Annotated in this window: 16 protein-coding genes; 10 read left to right on the top strand and 6 right to left on the bottom strand. The window is 58.1% G+C overall.

The window, feature by feature from the left end; translation table 11 throughout:
- The first annotated feature begins 6 nt into the window (after positions 1-6).
- Both LRM19_RS11555 and LRM19_RS11550 read left to right on the top strand, forming a co-directional pair.
- Positions 7-1,059, top strand: a complete 1,053-nt coding sequence (locus LRM19_RS11555; protein ID WP_024908268.1) for a patatin-like phospholipase family protein — start codon at positions 7-9, stop codon at positions 1,057-1,059.
- A complete protein-coding gene (locus LRM19_RS11550; RefSeq protein WP_115876499.1) occupies positions 1,056-1,838 on the top strand; it encodes a TatD family hydrolase in 783 nt (260 codons plus the stop codon). Before LRM19_RS11555 ends, LRM19_RS11550 begins: the two co-directional genes overlap by 4 nt.
- Here LRM19_RS11550 and LRM19_RS11545 read toward each other — a convergent pair.
- The gene (locus tag LRM19_RS11545) at positions 1,833-2,693 is read right to left on the bottom strand and encodes a YjjW family glycine radical enzyme activase (RefSeq protein ID WP_271368898.1); all 861 of its coding nucleotides are present in this window, start codon (positions 2,691-2,693) and stop codon (positions 1,833-1,835) included. The genes LRM19_RS11550 and LRM19_RS11545 overlap by 6 nt on opposite strands.
- On the bottom strand, positions 2,668-4,215 hold the full coding sequence (locus tag LRM19_RS11540; protein WP_271368897.1) for a YjjI family glycine radical enzyme: 1,548 nt from the start codon (positions 4,213-4,215) through the stop codon (positions 2,668-2,670). The genes LRM19_RS11545 and LRM19_RS11540 overlap by 26 nt, the downstream gene beginning before the upstream one ends.
- Before the next feature lie 262 nt (positions 4,216-4,477).
- Here LRM19_RS11540 and deoC point away from each other — a divergent pair, with 262 nt between their 5' ends.
- The 4 genes from deoC to deoD all read left to right on the top strand — a co-directional run bounded on the left by deoC (position 4,478) and on the right by deoD (position 8,778).
- Positions 4,478-5,257, top strand: a complete 780-nt coding sequence (gene deoC, locus LRM19_RS11535) for a deoxyribose-phosphate aldolase (protein WP_023303054.1) — start codon at positions 4,478-4,480, stop codon at positions 5,255-5,257.
- 109 nt (positions 5,258-5,366) lie between these two features.
- Positions 5,367-6,689, top strand: coding sequence for a thymidine phosphorylase (gene deoA / locus LRM19_RS11530; protein ID WP_127729558.1), 1,323 nt, complete (start codon positions 5,367-5,369; stop codon positions 6,687-6,689).
- 53 nt (positions 6,690-6,742) lie between these two features.
- The gene (gene deoB, locus LRM19_RS11525) at positions 6,743-7,966 is read left to right on the top strand and encodes a phosphopentomutase (RefSeq protein WP_271368895.1); all 1,224 of its coding nucleotides are present in this window, start codon (positions 6,743-6,745) and stop codon (positions 7,964-7,966) included.
- 89 nt (positions 7,967-8,055) lie between these two features.
- Complete coding sequence (gene deoD, locus LRM19_RS11520) at positions 8,056-8,778, top strand: purine-nucleoside phosphorylase (RefSeq protein ID WP_032643987.1); 723 nt, start codon at positions 8,056-8,058, stop codon at positions 8,776-8,778.
- Between the two features lie 61 nt (positions 8,779-8,839).
- On the opposite strand, the gene lplA is transcribed toward deoD, so the two are convergent.
- Both lplA and LRM19_RS11510 read right to left on the bottom strand, forming a co-directional pair.
- The gene (gene lplA / locus LRM19_RS11515; RefSeq protein WP_127729562.1) at positions 8,840-9,856 is read right to left on the bottom strand and encodes a lipoate--protein ligase LplA; all 1,017 of its coding nucleotides are present in this window, start codon (positions 9,854-9,856) and stop codon (positions 8,840-8,842) included.
- 39 nt (positions 9,857-9,895) lie between these two features.
- The gene (locus LRM19_RS11510; RefSeq protein WP_115876488.1) at positions 9,896-10,540 is read right to left on the bottom strand and encodes a YtjB family periplasmic protein; all 645 of its coding nucleotides are present in this window, start codon (positions 10,538-10,540) and stop codon (positions 9,896-9,898) included.
- Between the two features lie 117 nt (positions 10,541-10,657).
- Here LRM19_RS11510 and serB point away from each other — a divergent pair, with 117 nt between their 5' ends.
- Genes serB through nadR form a run of 3 tightly spaced genes read left to right on the top strand, consistent with a single transcriptional unit; the run spans position 10,658 to position 14,291 of the window.
- On the top strand, positions 10,658-11,626 hold the full coding sequence (serB, locus tag LRM19_RS11505; protein WP_008502066.1) for a phosphoserine phosphatase: 969 nt from the start codon (positions 10,658-10,660) through the stop codon (positions 11,624-11,626).
- An 11-nt stretch (positions 11,627-11,637) separates the two neighbouring features.
- Positions 11,638-13,023, top strand: a complete 1,386-nt coding sequence (gene radA / locus LRM19_RS11500; RefSeq protein ID WP_271368891.1) for a DNA repair protein RadA — start codon at positions 11,638-11,640, stop codon at positions 13,021-13,023.
- Between the two features lie 35 nt (positions 13,024-13,058).
- Positions 13,059-14,291 carry a multifunctional transcriptional regulator/nicotinamide-nucleotide adenylyltransferase/ribosylnicotinamide kinase NadR gene (gene nadR / locus LRM19_RS11495; protein WP_006810194.1) on the top strand — a complete coding sequence of 411 codons (1,233 nt, stop codon included), beginning with the start codon at positions 13,059-13,061 and terminating at the stop codon, positions 14,289-14,291.
- Positions 14,292-14,355: 64 nt separating this feature from the next.
- Here the strand turns inward: nadR and LRM19_RS11490 are convergent, their stop codons facing one another.
- On the bottom strand, positions 14,356-15,357 hold the full coding sequence (locus LRM19_RS11490; protein WP_271368890.1) for a zinc-binding alcohol dehydrogenase family protein: 1,002 nt from the start codon (positions 15,355-15,357) through the stop codon (positions 14,356-14,358).
- 108 nt (positions 15,358-15,465) lie between these two features.
- Here LRM19_RS11490 and LRM19_RS11485 point away from each other — a divergent pair, with 108 nt between their 5' ends.
- Positions 15,466-16,365, top strand: coding sequence for a LysR family transcriptional regulator (locus LRM19_RS11485; RefSeq protein WP_111964085.1), 900 nt, complete (start codon positions 15,466-15,468; stop codon positions 16,363-16,365).
- A 128-nt stretch (positions 16,366-16,493) separates the two neighbouring features.
- On the opposite strand, the gene ettA is transcribed toward LRM19_RS11485, so the two are convergent.
- A complete protein-coding gene (gene ettA, locus LRM19_RS11480; RefSeq protein WP_003856515.1) occupies positions 16,494-18,161 on the bottom strand; it encodes an energy-dependent translational throttle protein EttA in 1,668 nt (555 codons plus the stop codon).
- Positions 18,162-18,271: the final 110 nt, after the last annotated feature.

Below are 18,271 nucleotides of genomic sequence, written 5' to 3'. Positions count from 1 at the left end.
GCAGAGGTGGGGCAACGAATTCCCGTTACGCTCGGCAATATTGCGCCGCTGACGTTAAAACCGTTCCGCGCAGGTCAACTCGCGCTGGTCTGCGAGGGTGGCGGACAGCGCGGCATTTTCACCGCTGGCGTGCTCGACGAATTTATGCGCGCGCAGTTCAACCCGTTTGACCTCTATTTCGGCACGTCTGCCGGGGCGCAGAACCTCTCTGCCTATGTCTGCAACCAGCCCGGCTACGCGCGAAAGGTCATCATGCGCTATACCACGGCGAAAGAATTTTTTAATCCGGTGCGCTTTGTGCGCGGCGGCAACCTGATCGATCTCGACTGGCTGCTGGAGTCGACCTCCAGCCAGATGCCGCTGGCCATGGACACCGCCGCGCGTCTGTTTGATAGCGGCAAAGAGTTCTGGATGTGCGCCAGCCGGGGCGATGACTATTCGCCGGGCTATTTTTCGCCTCAGAAAGAGAACTGGCTGGACATCATCCGCGCCTCCAGCGCGATCCCCGGCTTTTATCGTACCGGCGCCCTGCTGGACGGTATTAGCTATCTTGACGGCGGGATCAGTGATGCGGTGCCGGTGCAGGAAGCCGCACGGCGCGGGGCGAAAACCATCGTGGTGATCCGCACCGTGCCGTCGCAAATGTATTACACCCCGCAGTGGTTTAAGCGGATGGAGCGCTGGCTGGGCGACAGCAGCCTTCAGCCGCTGGTGAACATCGCGAAGCAGCATGAAACAACCTACGGCGCGATGCAGCGATTCATTGAAAAGCCACCGGGTAAGCTGCGTATTTTTGAAATTTATCCGCCTAAGCCGCTGCTGAGCATGGCGCTGGGCAGCCGCGTCCCTGCGCTGCGCATGGATTACAAAACGGGGCGGCTGTGCGGACGCTACTTCCTGGCGACGGTGGGTAAAATGCTGGCAGAGCAACCACCTCTTCATCGCCATAAACGCATTATTACGCCGCCTGCGATTGTCGCTAACGATGCCCTGACGATGCCGCTTGTGGATATTCCGCAGGCGAATGACGCTTTACTGGATAACGAGGATCTGGCGTGACGCACCGCTTTATTGATACCCACTGCCACTTCGATTTCCCGCCGTTTACGGGAGATGAAGAACACAGTATTGCGAAAGCGGCCGAGGCAGGCGTTCAGGCCATCATTGTTCCTTCAGTGGAAGCGGCCTATTTTTCCCGCGTGCTGGATCTTTCCATGCGGCACTCCGCGCTCTATGCCGCGCTCGGCCTGCATCCGATTGTGATTGAGCGGCATCGGGATGAGCACATTGAGAGGCTTGATGAGATCGTGCAGACCGCAGTCGACAAGCTTGTCGCCATCGGTGAGATCGGCCTCGATCTTTATCGCGAGGATCCGCAGTTTGAGCGCCAGCAGACGATCCTCGACGCGCAGCTCAGGCTGGCGAAGCGCCACGATCTGCCGGTGATCCTCCACTCAAGACGCACGCACGATAAGCTGGCGATGCACCTGAAACGCATCGATCTGCCGCGCAGGGGCGTCGTGCACGGTTTCTCCGGCAGCCTGCAGCAGGCGCAGCGTTTCATTGAACTGGGCTATAAAATTGGTGTGGGTGGCACCATCACCTATCCGCGCGCCAGTAAAACCCGTGACGTGATGGCACAGCTGCCGCTGTCGGCGCTTCTGCTGGAAACTGACGCGCCGGATATGCCGCTGAACGGTTTTCAGGGACAGCCGAATCGCCCGGAACAGGCGGCGCGTGTGTTCACCACCCTGTGTGAACTGCGACAGGAGCCGGAAGAGGTGATTGCCGATGCGCTGCTGGAAAATACGCGTTCGGTATTTGGCATCACGCTATAGATAAAGCGCCGGGCGGATCACCGTTATTTTCTGTTTTTCCAGCGCCCGCGCCAGCGGTTCAACGTCTTCCGGCGTGGCGCTGCGCCATAACGCTGCCTCACCGTATACGCCGTGCGCATGAAACGCGTTAAGGCGTACCGCCACGTTTCCCAGCCCGTGGATAAACGCCGTCAGCGGCTTCAGATGTTCCAGGTAATCACACTGCCCCGGAATGACCAGCAGGCGGAGCTCCGTCAAACGGTGACGATCTGCCAGCCAGCGGATGCTCTGCTTGATCTGCGGGTTTTCGCGCCCGGTCAGGAAGCGGTGGTGTTCGTTCCCCCATGCTTTCAGGTCCAGCATCGCGCCATCCAGTACCGGCAGCAGCTTTTGCCAGCCTGTTTCGCTTAACAAGCCGTTGCTGTCGACCAGGCAGGTCAGATGATGCAGGGCGGGATCGGCTTTGATCGCAGAGAATAGCGTCACTAAAAATGGCAATTGCGTTGTGGCTTCCCCGCCGCTTACGGTGATCCCTTCGATAAACGGTGCGGATTTGCGGATCTGCGCGAGGATCTCCTCCACGCTCAGGCGGTGCGCCATGGGCGTGGCCTGCTGCTGGCACAGGTGCAGGCAGGTGTCGCACTGCTGGCAGTCGCTCTCCTGCCACCAGACGCGTCCCGCCTGCATAATTAGCGCGTCGTGCGGGCAGTGGGGCACGCAGTCCCCGCAGTCATTGCAGCGGCCGATCGTCCACGGGTTGTGGCAGGTTTTACAGCGCAGGTTGCAGCCCTGCAGGAACAGGGCCAGGCGGCTGCCCGGCCCGTCCACGCAGGAAAAAGGGATGACCTGACTAACTAAAGCGCATCTGCTGTTCATGGCTTATCACGCGCGGCTGACGTTCCAGAATGCGGGTATTGCGTGCGGCTTCTTCACCCAGCCACGTGGTGTTCGTTCTCGACCCTGCTTCGCGGTATTTATCCAGATCCGATAGCCGCACCATATACCCGGTTACGCGCACCAGATCGTTACCCGCTACGTTGGCGGTAAATTCACGCATACCCGCCCTGAACGCGCCCAGGCACAGCTGAACCACCGCCTGCGGGTTGCGTTTTACCGTTTCATCCAGCGTCAGAATATCGCTTATCCCGGAAGAGTAGTGCTTGTGATGGGGAGCCACCGCCAGCAGGTGGCTGATGGGATCCGGCTCGTCGCCGTAGGGCAGGCGCGCGCCTGGCGTGGTACCCGAATCGGAGCTGATCCCCGACTGGGCATGAAGCATCGCGCGCTGCTTCCAGGCGTGCTTCACCGGCGTGTTTTCGACAAACGCCGCAAGCTGTTCGCTGATGCGATAGCCCAGCGCGTTGGCCTGCTCATCTTTTCCGTAGCGTCCCGCTATTCCTGCTTTCTCACAAAGCGAGTTTACCGCTTCCGCCAGGCCGTACATGCCAAACATCGGCACAAACCGATCGGCATCAATCAGCCCCTCTTTCACCAGGAAGCTATTCTCAAAGAAGCCAGATTGCTCGTACAGGAAACCGCAGCGTGCATCGATGATGGCCATTTGCTGCTGGCAGTAGTGCGGGAGCGTGCGGGTGAAGAAGTCTTCAATGGATGTGCTGCGTTCAGCAATGGCTTTGAGGTTAAGGCGCACCAGGGTGCTGCCACCGCCTGCAAGCGGCAGGGAGTTGTAACAGCTCACCACGCCGTAACGGCCTTTTGTGAAAATTTTATCATTCACCGGGCCATAAGAAATATGCGGTTTGCTGCATTCACATATGTTTTTTGCTACCTCAAGCAGCAAGTCGTCCGCGGTGATATCGGGATCGTAGATAAAGGTCAGGTTTGGCGCGACCTGCTTCAGCTCTGCATCGGCCCGCAAAATGGCACGGGTGATGGGGCCGTCAGCAGGCCCGATGTTTGCGTGCATAAACGCATCCGGCAGCGTACGGTCGAGATAGCGCCAGAAACGTTTTATTCGGCTATCGATCTCTTCTTGTGTTAGAATTCTAACATAAGGTTGCAGCAACGCATCAAGCTGACCGAGATAGACCGGCATCGATGTGACGGACGGAACATGATGGTAGAGGATGGTTAACAGCGAGAGGGCATCGTCGAGATCTTTTGCCCCTTCCAGCTCCAGCCATTCTGAACCATTAGCCAGAAATTTTGCGTAATCCGGCAGAACGTAACGGGGTTTGTAAGGCGCATGGCCTTCGAACATGTCGCAGATAAACCCCTCGTCCAGCGCGGCGCGCGCAGCTTCAGGAAGTGCCGGATACGCCAGGTTGTTTTCCGCTTCCAGCGCCAGAAAATGACGTTTTTGTTCCGGGGTTAACACCGGGCTTGTCACAATCTGCTGGCAACGTTGCTGCAGGGCGTCGGGGCTGGAGTGGGGCATATTCGCTTCCTTGAATGTTCTGCGGATGATGAACGGATTGTAGAAAGCCTGCCTGTTGGCGCTTTTGATCCCACAGGGGGTATTGCTGCTTTAGTCGGCAATTTGCGCACTAAAGTTTGAAGAAGATCTCATTACAGCAATGCAAATTTGTACGAAGTTTTCATTAACTGTGATGAATGTCGAAGTGTGGATGCGGGTGAATGTTAGAATACTCACAGACCCGCAAGGTAAAATTTATACGGCACTGCCGTTGGAGATTGTTATGACCGATTTAACTGCAAGCAGCCTGCGCGCGTTGAAACTGATGGACCTGACCACCCTGAACGATGACGACACCAATGAGAAAGTCATCGCCCTGTGCCATCAGGCGAAAACGCCGGTGGGTAATACCGCAGCCGTTTGTATCTACCCGCGCTTTATCCCGATTGCCCGGAAGACGCTGAAAGAGCAGGGCACCCCGGACGTGCGCATTGCAACCGTGACTAACTTCCCGCACGGCAACGACGATATCGACATTGCGCTGGCAGAAACCCGCGCGGCGATTGCCTACGGCGCAGACGAAGTTGACGTGGTGTTCCCGTACCGCGCGCTGATCGCTGGCAACGAGCAGGTCGGTTTTGATCTGGTGAAAGCCTGTAAAGACGCGTGTGCGGCGGCAAACGTGCTGCTGAAAGTGATCATCGAAACCGGCGAGCTTAAAGAAGAGGCGCTGATTCGTAAGGCGTCTGAAATCTCCATCAAAGCCGGTGCGGATTTCATTAAAACCTCTACCGGTAAAGTGCCGGTGAATGCGACCCCGGAAAGCGCGCGCATCATGATGGAAGTGATCCGCGACATGGGCGTGTCCAAAACCGTTGGTTTCAAACCTGCGGGCGGCGTGCGTACCGCCGAAGACGCGCAGCAGTTCCTGGCGATTGCCGACGAGCTGTTTGGCGCCGACTGGGCCGATTCCCGTCACTACCGCTTCGGCGCCTCCAGCCTGCTGGCCAGCCTGCTGAAAGCGCTGGGTCACGGCGACGGTAAGAGCGCAAGCAGCTACTGATTGCCATACAACGCCGGATGACGCTTCGCTTATCCGACCTACAGGATCGTAGGGCGGGTAAGCGTAACGCCACCCGCCACAACTCCCCCGATTCCGCATGGAGGTTACCGTGTTTCTCGCACAAGAAATTATTCGTAAAAAACGTGATGGTCATGCATTAAGCGACGAAGAGATCCGCTTCTTCATCAACGGCATTCGTGATAACACCGTCTCAGAAGGGCAGATTGCTGCTCTGGCGATGACCATTTTCTTCCACGATATGTCGATGCCTGAGCGCGTGTCGCTGACCATGGCGATGCGAGATTCAGGAACCGTTCTGGACTGGAAAAGCCTCAATCTTAACGGCCCGATTGTGGATAAACACTCCACCGGCGGCGTGGGCGACGTGACCTCCCTGATGCTTGGCCCAATGGTGGCAGCCTGTGGTGGTTACATCCCGATGATCTCCGGACGCGGCCTGGGCCACACCGGCGGTACGCTCGACAAACTGGAAGCCATTCCGGGCTTCGATATCTTCCCGGATGACAACCGCTTCCGCGACATAATTAAAGACGTTGGTGTGGCGATTATCGGCCAGACCAGCTCTCTTGCTCCGGCAGACAAGCGTTTCTACGCGACCCGCGACATCACCGCGACCGTTGACTCCATCCCGCTGATCACCGCCTCTATCCTGGCGAAGAAGCTGGCGGAAGGGCTGGATGCGCTGGTGATGGACGTGAAGGTGGGCAGCGGCGCCTTTATGCCAACCTATGAACTCTCTGCGCAGCTTGCCGAAGCGATCGTTGGCGTCTCCAACGGCGCGGGCGTGCGCACCACCGCACTGCTCACCGACATGAACCAGGTGCTGGCCTCCAGCGCCGGTAACGCCGTCGAAGTGCGTGAAGCCGTCCAGTTCCTCACCGGGGAATACCGTAACCCGCGCCTGTTTGACGTGACCATGGCGCTGTGCGTTGAGATGTTAATCTCCGGCAAGCTGGCCAAAGACGATGCGGAAGCGCGCGCGAAACTGCAGGCGGTGCTGGATAACGGCAAAGCGGCGGACATTTTCGGCCGCATGGTAGCAGCCCAGAAAGGCCCGACCGATTTCGTCGAAAACTATGCGAAGTACCTGCCGACCGCGACGCTCAGCAAAGCGGTGTATGCCGATAGCGAAGGGTTTGTCTCTGCGATGGACACCCGTGCGCTGGGTATGGCGGTGGTCTCGATGGGCGGCGGTCGCCGTCAGGCATCGGACACCATTGATTACAGCGTCGGCTTTACCGATATGGCCCGTCTGGGCGACAGCGTTGACGGTCAACGTCCGCTGGCGGTGATCCACGCCAAAGATGAAGCCAGCTGGCAGGAAGCGGCTAAAGCGGTGAAAGCGGCTATTACGCTTGACGATAAAGCACCGGAAACCACACCGACTGTCTATCGCCGTATCACCGAATAGCGGTATACTGATCTGATCGATAATTTTTGAAGCACTACGTACGGAGAACAATTATGAAACGTGCATTTATTATGGTGCTGGACTCATTCGGCATCGGCGCAACCGAAGATGCAGAACGTTTTGGTGACGTGGGTTCCGATACCATGGGTCACATCGCGGAAGCCTGTGCGAAAGGCGAAGCGGACAACGGTCGTAAAGGCCCTCTGACTCTACCTAACCTGACCCGCCTCGGGCTGGTGAAAGCGCATGAAGGCTCTACCGGTAAAATCGCAGCCGGTATGGACGGCAACGCGGAAGTCGTGGGCGCCTACGCCTGGGCTCACGAGCTCTCCTCCGGTAAAGACACCCCGTCTGGCCACTGGGAAATCGCCGGTGTGCCGGTGCTGTTCGACTGGGGCTATTTCTCCAATCACGAGAACAGCTTCCCGCAGGAGCTGCTCGATAAGCTGGTGAAGCGTGCCAACCTGCCGGGTTACCTGGGTAACTGCCACTCTTCCGGTACCGTGATTCTGGATCAGCTCGGCGAAGAGCACATGAAAACCGGCAAGCCGATTTTCTACACTTCTGCTGACTCCGTGTTCCAGATTGCGTGCCATGAAGAAACGTATGGCCTGGATAAACTCTACGAGCTGTGCGAAATCGCCCGTGAAGAGCTGACCGAAGGCGGCTACAACATTGGGCGCGTGATCGCGCGTCCGTTTATCGGCGACAAAGCGGGTAACTTCCAGCGTACCGGTAACCGTCACGATCTGGCCGTTGAGCCGCCGGCGCCAACCGTGCTGCAGAAGCTGGTTGAAGAGAAGGACGGTCACGTGGTGTCCGTGGGTAAAATCGCGGATATCTACGCTAACTGCGGCATCACCAAAAAGGTCAAAGCGACCGGTCTGGATGCGCTGTTCGATGCCACCATCAAAGAGATGAAAGAAGCGGGCGACAAGACCATTGTCTTCACCAACTTCGTGGACTTCGACTCCTCCTGGGGCCACCGTCGCGACGTCGCAGGCTATGCGGCCGGTCTGGAACTGTTCGACCGCCGTCTGCCGGAGCTGATGGAACTGGTGGGTGAAGATGACATTCTGATCCTGACCGCGGACCACGGCTGTGACCCAACCTGGACCGGTACCGACCACACCCGTGAGCACATTCCGGTGCTGGTGTACGGCCCGAAAGTGAAGCCGGGCTCGCTGGGGCACCGTGAAACCTTCGCGGACATCGGCCAGACTATCGCCAAATACTTTGGTACGTCTGACATGGAATATGGCAAGGCCATGTTCTGAATCATGTTGGGTGAGGTCTGATGCCCTCACCCCGACCCTCTCCCGCAGGGAGAGGGTGAAAAGAATAAACAATGTTAAAGGAACTGAAGATGGCAACTCCTCACATTAACGCAGAAATGGGTGATTTCGCTGACGTCGTATTGATGCCGGGCGACCCGCTGCGCGCGAAGCACATTGCAGAAACCTTCCTGGAAGACGTGCGTGAAGTGAACAACGTTCGCGGCATGCTGGGCTTCACCGGTACCTATAAAGGCCGCAAAATTTCCGTTATGGGCCACGGTATGGGTATCCCATCCTGCTCTATCTACACTAAAGAGCTGATCACCGATTTCGGCGTGAAGAAAATCATCCGCGTTGGCTCCTGCGGCGCGGTGCGCATGGACGTTAAGCTGCGCGACATCGTTATCGGTATGGGTGCCTGCACCGATTCCAAAGTTAACCGTATGCGTTTCAAAGACCATGACTTCGCAGCGATTGCTGACTTCGGCATGGTGCGCGACGCGGTTGACGCAGCAAAAGCGCTGGGCGTTGAAGCGCGCGTGGGTAACATCTTCTCTGCTGACCTGTTCTATGCCCCGGACGGCGGCGAGATGTTCGACGTGATGGAAAAATACGGCATCCTGGGCGTGGAAATGGAAGCGGCGGGTATCTACGGCGTCGCGGCTGAGTTTGGTGCGAAAGCGCTGACCATCTGTACCGTGTCTGACCACATCCGTACCCACGAGCAGACCACCGCTGCCGAGCGTCAGACTACCTTCAACGACATGATCAAAATCGCGCTGGAATCCGTTCTGCTGGGCGATAAAGCGTAATTCTGTCTCTTCCCTCCCTCTCCCTGTGGGAGAGGGCTGGGGTGAGGGCACCAGACCGCACCTAGCGCACGGCCTGCGCAATCCATGCTGACAAATCCCTTAACTCTTTCTCCTGCTCAGGGAAATCCCCAATCAACGCGTCACTCTCCTGCTGCAGCATATCCGCCCGATACAAACAGCCCTGCAGACGAGCGGCCAGCGCCTCTAACGGTGCCGGATTGAGACTATCCGTAAAGACCTGCGTACGGGTAATGTGGCCCTTCTCCACGTCAAAGTGCAATTCCACGCCGCCCCAGGTAAAACGCTCATCCAGTAGATGGGAAAACGCAGGAGCCTGACCGAAGTTCCACTCCCAGCTGCTCTGGCGGGCGAAGGTGTCGGCGAAGTTGGGCAGATCCGGGGTTTTGTCTGGGGAGATCACTTCTGCTTCCACGCGCTCGCCGTAATGTTCAAAGAACGCTTCACGGATCGCGTCGCAAATCTGCTCGTGCGTAATCCCCGGCAGCAGCTCCACCAGATTTGCCACGCGCCCGCGTACGGACGTAATGCCCTTGGCCTGTAACTTTTTCTTATCAGGATTAAGGTAGTTCGCCAGACGGCTGAGATCGGCATTCAGCAGCAGGGTGCCGTGGTGGAACCCGCGATCCATCGTTTCGCGGTAGGCGGAGCCGGACACCTTGCGATCCCCGTCGGGCGTTTTGACCACCAGATCGTTACGTCCGGAGGCTTCAGCCGTCACGCCGAGCGCGTTAAGGGCGTTTAGGACGATGGACGTCGAGATGGTTTTGTCGTATTCCGGTTTTCCCGCCATAAAGGTAAAGCAGGTATTGCCCAGATCGTGAAAGACCGCGCCACCGCCGCTGCTCCGGCGCGCGAGGCGGACGTTATCCTCTTCCATACGCCGCGTATTGCACTCTTTCCACGGGTTTTGCGCACGGCCAATGACCACCGTATCGGCGTTACGCCAGAGAAACAGGACGCGCTGGGTAGCAGGCATCTGGCGGAAAATGCACTCTTCTACCGCGAGATTAAACCAGGGATCGTAAGAGTCAGAGATAAGCAGGCGTAACGTCGTCATGGCAAAGTTCCTTTTCCGAATCGTTCGCCTACTTTATCACTATTCTTTCTTCTCGCTCTCTTCGTCTTCGGGAACGGATCTGCTGGCGGTCAGCAGGAACGGTGATTGCTGCCATCGCGAGCGCTTGCCGCGAAGCAGGGTGCGCGCCAGCACAACGCCGATGGCGAGTGAAAGCAGCAGCATCAGGCGCAGAATATTGGTGGTATTATCGACCTGTTTGGCTTCAGTAGGCAGGGTGTGGGTATCGAGGGTCAGGCGCAGATAGCCCAGCGGGCCATTCTTCCCCTGAATAGGTTCAACAAGCTGCTGGTTAAAGTAGCCCCCGGCTTTTTTCCCGTCCAGCGCCAGCCTGTCGCGCACGTCGACGTGCTCGCCCGCGCGGGCAATCAGGTTGCCTTGCTCATCATAGACGCCAGCATCAAGAATGCGGCTGTTCTCCGTGAGCAGGCGTAAAACCTGGCCTATCCGCTTATCGTCCGGCGTTTCGGTACGCATGGACGGTGCGACGTTGAGCGTCACCTGGCGCGCCAGCGTGCGGGCCAACTCCTCAAACTGCGGGTTGCGTTGCCGTTGATGATTCTGGCTAAACCACGATGCCCCCTGCATCAGCACCACTAAGAGTGCGAGACAGGAAAGGACAATCACGGCGCGATGAAGCCGGAATTTCAGTTTTGCGCGAGCCATATTCCACCTGCTGAAAATTTACGGCTTAATGTTGCCAGAAGTGATGGTTACAGGGTAGCCTCATGCGTTATTTTCCCTCTGCAACCTTCCGGCGCGAACGAAATTACAGGAGCTTTAATGCCGAACATTACCTGGTGTGACCTGCCAACGGATGTCTCTTTATGGCCAGGATTGCCGCTCTCTTTAAGTGGCGATGAGGTGATGCCTCTGGATTACCATGCCGGTCGTAGCGGCTGGCTCCTCTACGGACGCGGTCTGGATAAGCAACGCCTGACCCAGTATCAAACCAAACTGGGTGCGGCGATGGTCATCGTCGCCGCCTGGTGTGTGGAAGACTATCAGGTCATTCGCCTGGCAGGCTCTTTGACGCAGCGCGCCACGCGTCTGGCGCATGACGCCGGGCTGGACGTCGCGCCGCTGGGTAAAATTCCGCACCTGAAAACGCCAGGCCTGCTGGTCATGGACATGGACTCTACCGCCATTCAGATCGAGTGTATCGACGAAATTGCGAAGCTGGCGGGCAGCGGCGAGCTGGTGGCGGAAGTCACCGAGCGTGCGATGCGCGGCGAGCTGGATTTCACCGCCAGCCTGCGACAGCGCGTGGCGACCCTGAAAGGGGCCGATGCCAACATTCTGCGCCAGGTGCGCGACGTGCTGCCGCTGATGCCAGGGCTGACGCAGCTGGTGCTGAAGCTGCAGTCCCTCGGCTGGAAGGTGGCGATCGCCTCAGGTGGCTTCACCTTCTTCGCGGATTACCTGCGGGAAAAACTGCATCTGACCACCGTGGTGGCCAACGAGCTGGAGATCATGGACGGCAAGCTGACCGGCCAGGTGATCGGCGATATCGTGGATGCCCAGTACAAAGCCAATACGCTGACGCGCCTCGCGGAAAAATATGAAATTCCGGTTGTCCAGACCGTCGCTATTGGGGACGGCGCGAACGACCTGCCGATGATCAAAGCGGCCGGCCTGGGCATTGCCTACCATGCCAAGCCAAAAGTGAATGAAAAGACGGAAGTCACTATCCGTCACGCTGACCTGATGGGGGTGTTCTGCATTCTCTCCGGCAGCCTTAATCAGAAATAACGAGGTAAACCGTGGCGAAAGCTCCAAAACGCGCATTTGTCTGTAATGAATGTGGTGCGGATTATCCGCGCTGGCAGGGGCAATGCAGCGCCTGTCATGCCTGGAACACCATCACCGAAGTGCGTGGTGTGGCGGCTTCGCCGAGCGTGGCGCGCAATGAACGCCTGAGCGGCTACGCGGGCAATGCGGGCGTGGCGAAGGTGCAAAAACTTTCGGACATCAGCCTCGAAGAGCTGCCGCGCTTCTCCACCGGGTTCAAAGAGTTTGACCGCGTGCTCGGCGGCGGCGTGGTGCCGGGGAGCGCCATTTTGATCGGCGGTAACCCGGGCGCGGGTAAATCGACCCTGCTGCTGCAAACGCTCTGCAAGCTCGCCGAACAGATGAAAACCCTGTACGTCACGGGCGAAGAATCACTGCAGCAGGTGGCGATGCGCGCACACCGTCTGGGCCTGCCGACCGGCAATCTGAACATGCTCTCCGAAACCAGCATCGAGCAGATCTGCATGATCGCCGAAGAAGAGCAGCCGAAGCTGATGGTGATCGACTCCATCCAGGTGATGCACATGGCGGACATTCAGTCCTCGCCGGGCAGCGTGGCGCAGGTGCGTGAAACGGCGGCCTACCTGACGCGCTTTGCCAAAACGCGCGGCGTGGCGATTGTGATGGTCGGCCACGTGACCAAAGACGGCTCGCTGGCCGGACCTAAAGTGCTCGAACACTGTATCGACTGCTCCGTGATGCTCGACGGCGACGCGGACTCCCGCTTCCGTACTCTGCGCAGCCATAAAAACCGCTTTGGGGCGGTGAACGAGTTAGGCGTGTTTGCCATGACCGAGCAGGGGCTGCGCGAAGTCAGCAACCCGTCGGCGATCTTCCTGAGTCGGGGAGATGAGATCACCTCCGGCAGTTCGGTGATGGTGCTGTGGGAAGGCACGCGCCCGCTGCTCGTCGAAATTCAGGCGCTGGTGGACGTGTCGATGATGGGCAACCCGCGGCGCGTGGCGGTCGGTCTGGAACAGAACCGTCTGGCGATCCTGCTGGCGGTGCTGCACCGTCACGGTGGGCTGCAGATGGCGGATCAGGACGTTTTCGTTAACGTGGTGGGTGGCGTGAAAGTCACTGAGACCAGCGCAGACCTGGCGCTGCTGCTGGCGATGGTCTCAAGCCTGCGCGACAGACCGCTGCCGCAGGATCTGGTCGTCTTCGGTGAGGTGGGCCTCGCCGGGGAAATCCGTCCGGTGCCCAGCGGCCAGGAGCGTATCTCCGAGGCGGCAAAACACGGTTTCCGCCGGGCTATCGTTCCCTCTGCTAACGTGCCGAAAAAAATCCCGGAAGGGATGCAGGTTTTCGGCGTGAAGAAACTCGCAGATGCGTTAAATGTCTTTGACGACTTATAATTACGTATTCGATTTTGCAGGAGGCACCGTAATTTATGTCATCATTTGACTACATCAAGACCGCTATCCGCCAGAAGGGCTGCACGCTGCAGCAGGTGGCGGACGCCAGCGGCATGACTAAGGGCTACCTGAGCCAGCTGCTGAACGCCAAAATCAAAAGCCCCAGCGCGCAGAAGCTGGAAGCGCTGCACCGCTTTCTGGGGCTGGAATTCCCGCGTATGCAAAAGAACATCGGCGTGGTGTTCGGCAAGTTTTACCCGCTGCATACCGGGCATATCTATCTGATCCAGCGAGCCTGTAGCCAGGTTGACGAGCTGCACATCATCATGGGCTACGATGAAACCCGCGATCGCCAGCTGTTTGAGGACAGCGCCATGTCGCAGCAGCCGACCGTGCCGGACCGCCTGCGCTGGCTGCTTCAGACCTTCAAGTACCAGAAAAACATTCGCATTCATGCCTTTAACGAAGAGGGCATGGAGCCGTATCCGCACGGCTGGGACGTGTGGAGCAACGGCATCAAAGCGTTTATGGAAGAGAAGGGCATTGCGCCTAACTGGATCTACACCTCTGAAGAGTCCGATGCGCCGCAGTTCCGCGAGCATCTGGGCATCGAGACGGTGCTGATCGATCCGAAACGCACCTTCATGAACATCAGCGGAGCGCAGATCCGCGAAAACCCGTTCCGCTACTGGGATTACATCCCGACCGAGGTGAAGCCGTTCTTTGTGCGCACCGTCGCGATCCTGGGCGGCGAGTCGAGCGGTAAATCAACGCTGGTCAACAAGCTGGCGAATATCTTCAATACCACCAGCGCATGGGAGTACGGCCGCGATTATGTCTTCTCGCACCTGGGCGGCGACGAGATGGCGCTGCAGTATTCCGACTATGACAAAATCGCGCTCGGCCACGCTCAGTACATTGATTTCGCAGTGAAATATGCCAACAAGGTGGCGTTTATCGATACCGATTTCGTCACCACTCAGGCGTTCTGTAAAAAATACGAAGGGCGCGAGCACCCGTTCGTGCAGGCGCTGATTGACGAATATCGCTTTGACCTGGTGATCCTGCTGGAAAACAACACCCCGTGGGTGGCCGACGGCATGCGCAGCCTCGGCAGCTCCGTTGACAGGCGTGAATTCCAGTCCATGCTGGTGGAGATGCTCAACGAAAACAACGTTGAGTTTGTGCACGTGGAAGAGTCGGACTACGACTCCCGTTTCCTGCGCTGCGTAGAGCTGGTGAAGGAGATGATGGGGGAGCAGGGGTAAAAACTTACCCCTCACCCTAACCCTCTCCCTGCGGGAGAGGGCCGGGTTGAGGGCATCAAGCCACTCAGAACTCAACCACCACTTTTCCGCGCATATGCCCGTCCAGTACCTTACGGTGCGCCTCGGTAATGCTCTCCACGCTCAGCCCGTGCAGCGTTTCACTCAGTGAGCTTTCCACCACGCCATTATCTACCAGCTTCGCCACCTCATTGAGGATCTCACCCTGACGCGCCATATCCGCGGTCTGGTACATGCTGCGGGTGTACATAAATTCCCAGTGCAGGGCGGCGGATTTCGACTTCAGCTTGTCCTGGTTCAGCGGGTGTTCATTCTCCACGATGGAACAGATATGCCCCTGTGGGGCAATCAGTTCGCTGACCGCATCCCAGTGTCCGTCGGTGTCGTTGAGGATGAAAATGTAATCCACAAATTTGAGCCCGTGTTTCGCCAGTTCGCCTTTCAGATCGCGGTAGTTCACCACCACATCTGCACCGCGATCGCGGCACCACCGGGCGGAATCTTCGCGAGACGCGGTTGCGACGATCTTCACCTTGCTGTTGTGCTTCGCAAACGGGATCGCCAGCGATCCCACGCCGCCCGCGCCGCCAATGATCAGCAGGGTTTTGTCCGCGCCGGCATCCTGAATGTTCAGCCGTTCAAACAGGCCTTCCCACGCGGTGAGTGCGGTCAACGGCAGTGCAGCGGCAGCGGCCCAGCCGAGGCTTGCAGGCTTGCGCCCGACAATGCGCGCATCAATCAGCTGATGCGTGGTGTTGCTGCCCGGACGGGTGATGTCGCCCGCGTACCACACTTCATCTCCCGGTTTGAATCCGGTGACGTCCGTCCCAACGGCTTTGACGATCCCGCTGGCGTCCCACCCGAGAATGCGCGGCTCGTTCAGTCCGTTTTTGGCAATGCCCGCGTGGACTTTGGTGTCGACCGGGTTAACGGAGACGGCTTTCACCTCCACCAGCAGATCGTGCTCGCCGGGCTGTGGCATCGGTGGGGTGATTTCAATGAAGGTGGACGGATTTTCCGGGTTCACGGCAATGGCTTTCACTGACATGGTGTGCTCCTCAATGGCATGCGTTTTGTTGAGGCTAGTCTATTAAGTGGCCAGCTGCATGATAAGATGGACAATCAAGAACTCAGCGTTCGTACAGGATGAACAATCATGTTTAAACAGCTGCAGGATATGGCGCTTTTCGCGCTGGTGGCGGAGATGGGCAGCTTTACCGCGGCAGCCCAGAAAGCCGAACTGCCGAAATCCAGCGTCAGCCAGCGAATTAGCCAGCTGGAGCAGCAGGTGGGTATCCGCCTGCTTAACCGCACCACGCGCAGGCTGAACCTGACGTTTGCGGGCGAGCACTATCTGGTGCACTGCCGCGAAATGCTGGCGGCCAGCGAGAGGGCGGAGTATGCCATTCAGCGCCTGCGCGAAAACCCGAGCGGGCGGCTGCGCATCACCTGTCCGGCTGGGATTGGCGCGACGCTGCTGGCGCATATGAATGCCGAGTTCCAGCTTCGCTATCCTGAGGTTTCGCTGGACGTATCGATCTCAGATGACGTCGTGGATTTGGTCGAATCCGGCTTTGACGTGGCGCTGCGTACCGGCAAGCCGCAGGACTCCTCCCTGATTGGCCGAATGATCGGGCATTGTCCGCGCTACATGCTGGCCTCGCCGGACTATCTGGCGCGCCGGGCGCCGCTAACGCATCCCCGTCAGCTGGTGGAGCACCGCAGCATTACGCACAGAGCCTGGTCGGAGTGGCTTCTGCGAAGCGAGAATGAGGATTACCGCTACCTGCCGGATAACGCGCACATGACCGATAATCTGGTGTACGCCCGCGAGTGCGCGATGGCCGGGGCGGGGATCACGCTGCTTCCTGCATTTTTGCTGGAAGATAAGGTTGAAAAGGGCGCGCTGGTGCAGGTGCTGCCGGAGTGGAACGTTGAAGGCAACGACCTCTGGCTGGCCTACCCGAGCCGCAAGCTGAATTCGCCCGCGCTGATGAGCTATATCGAGTTTGCGATGCAGTTTGACGAGGTGAAGCGGTATTACGTGGGCAAATAAAAAAGCCGGGTGGCGGCTTCGCCTTAACCGGCCTACACACTGTGCGGCCTGATGCCCTCACCCTGGCCCTCTCCCACAGGGAGAGGGAACAACCATAAAAAACGGCAACCGAAGTTGCCGTTTTGCTTTTATTTCGCGATACGCTTGTACTTAATACGCTTCGGCTCCAGCGCGTCGGCGCCCAGCGTGCGTTTCTTGTACTCTTCGTATTCGGTGAAGTTACCTTCGAAGAACTCCACCTTACCTTCGTCCTGGTAGTCCAGAATGTGGGTCGCGATACGGTCAAGGAACCAGCGGTCGTGCGAGATAACCATCGCGCAGCCCGGGAACTCCAGCAGGGCGTTTTCCAGCGCGCGCAGGGTTTCGATATCCAGGTCGTTTGTTGGTTCATCGAGCAGCAGAACGTTACCGCCCACCTGCAGCAGCTTCGCCAGGTGCAGACGACCGCGCTCACCGCCGGACAGCTCGCCTACACGTTTGCCCTGATCGGTGCCTTTGAAGTTAAAGCGACCAACGTAGGCGCGGCTTGGCATCTCGGTGTTGCCGATGCGCATGATATCCAGGCCGCCGGACACTTCTTCCCACACGGTTTTGCTGTTGTCCATCGCGTCACGGAACTGGTCAACGGAGGCCAGCTTCACGGTCTCACCCAGGGTGATAGAGCCGCTGTCAGGCTGTTCCTGACCGGACATCATGCGGAACAGGGTCGATTTACCCGCGCCGTTCGGACCGATGATGCCGACGATAGCGCCTTTCGGTACGGAGAAGGTCAGGTCGTCGATCAGCACACGGTCGCCGTAAGACTTACGCAGGTTGGTCACTTCAACCACTTTATCCCCCAGACGTGCTCCAGGTGGAATAAACAGTTCGTTGGTTTCGTTACGTTTCTGGTATTCGGTGTTGTTCAGCTCTTCGAAGCGTGCCAGACGGGCTTTGCCTTTAGACTGACGGCCTTTCGCGCCCTGACGCACCCACTCCAGCTCTTTCTCGATAGACTTACGACGGGCCGCTTCCTGAGACGCTTCCTGAGCCAGACGCTGATCTTTTTGCTCCAGCCAGGAGGAGTAGTTGCCTTCCCACGGAATACCTTCACCGCGGTCCAGCTCCAGGATCCAGCCAGCGACGTTGTCGAGGAAGTAACGGTCGTGGGTAATCGCCACAACGGTGCCTTCGAAGTCGTGCAGGAAGCGCTCCAGCCACGCCACGGATTCCGCATCCAGGTGGTTGGTTGGTTCGTCGAGCAACAGCATATCTGGTTTTTCCAGCAGCAGGCGGCACAGCGCCACGCGGCGACGTTCACCACCGGAGAGGTTCGCGATTTTCGCATCCCAGTCCGGCAGACGCAGGGCATCCGCCGCGCGCTCCAGCTGCACGTTCAGGTTGTGACCGTCGTGCGCCTGGATAATTTCTTCATACTTGCCCTGTTGTGCAGCCAGCTTGTCGAAGTCCGCATCCGGCTCGGCGTATTTGGCATACACTTCATCGAGACCTTTCAGGGCGTTAACCACTTCGGATACCGCTTCTTCAACGGATTCGCGAACGGTGTGTTCCGGGTTCAGCTGAGGTTCCTGCGGCAGGTAGCCAATCTTGATGCCAGGCTGCGGACGGGCTTCACCTTCGATGTCTGTATCAATGCCGGCCATGATGCGCAGCAGGGTGGACTTACCGGCACCGTTGAGACCCAGAACACCGATTTTTGCGCCCGGGAAGAAGCTCAGCGAGATATTTTTAAGAATATGACGTTTCGGCGGGACAACTTTGCCGACACGATGCATGGTATAAACGAATTGAGCCACGTTGGACTTCGCCTCTTTTATCGTAATGAGAAGGAATTTCAGCCTCGAAGTGTAGCCTTTTTCCCGCCCTAATCCCAGCCAGGAACGTCGGGAGTGTTAAAACGCGCAAG

The organism is Enterobacter sp. PI-10 (genome assembly GCF_027947695.1).
GTDB lineage: Bacteria > Pseudomonadota > Gammaproteobacteria > Enterobacterales > Enterobacteriaceae > Enterobacter > Enterobacter vonholyi.
Note: the sequence above shows the minus strand (reverse complement) of the source record. Positions and strands in the feature narration are given on the sequence as shown.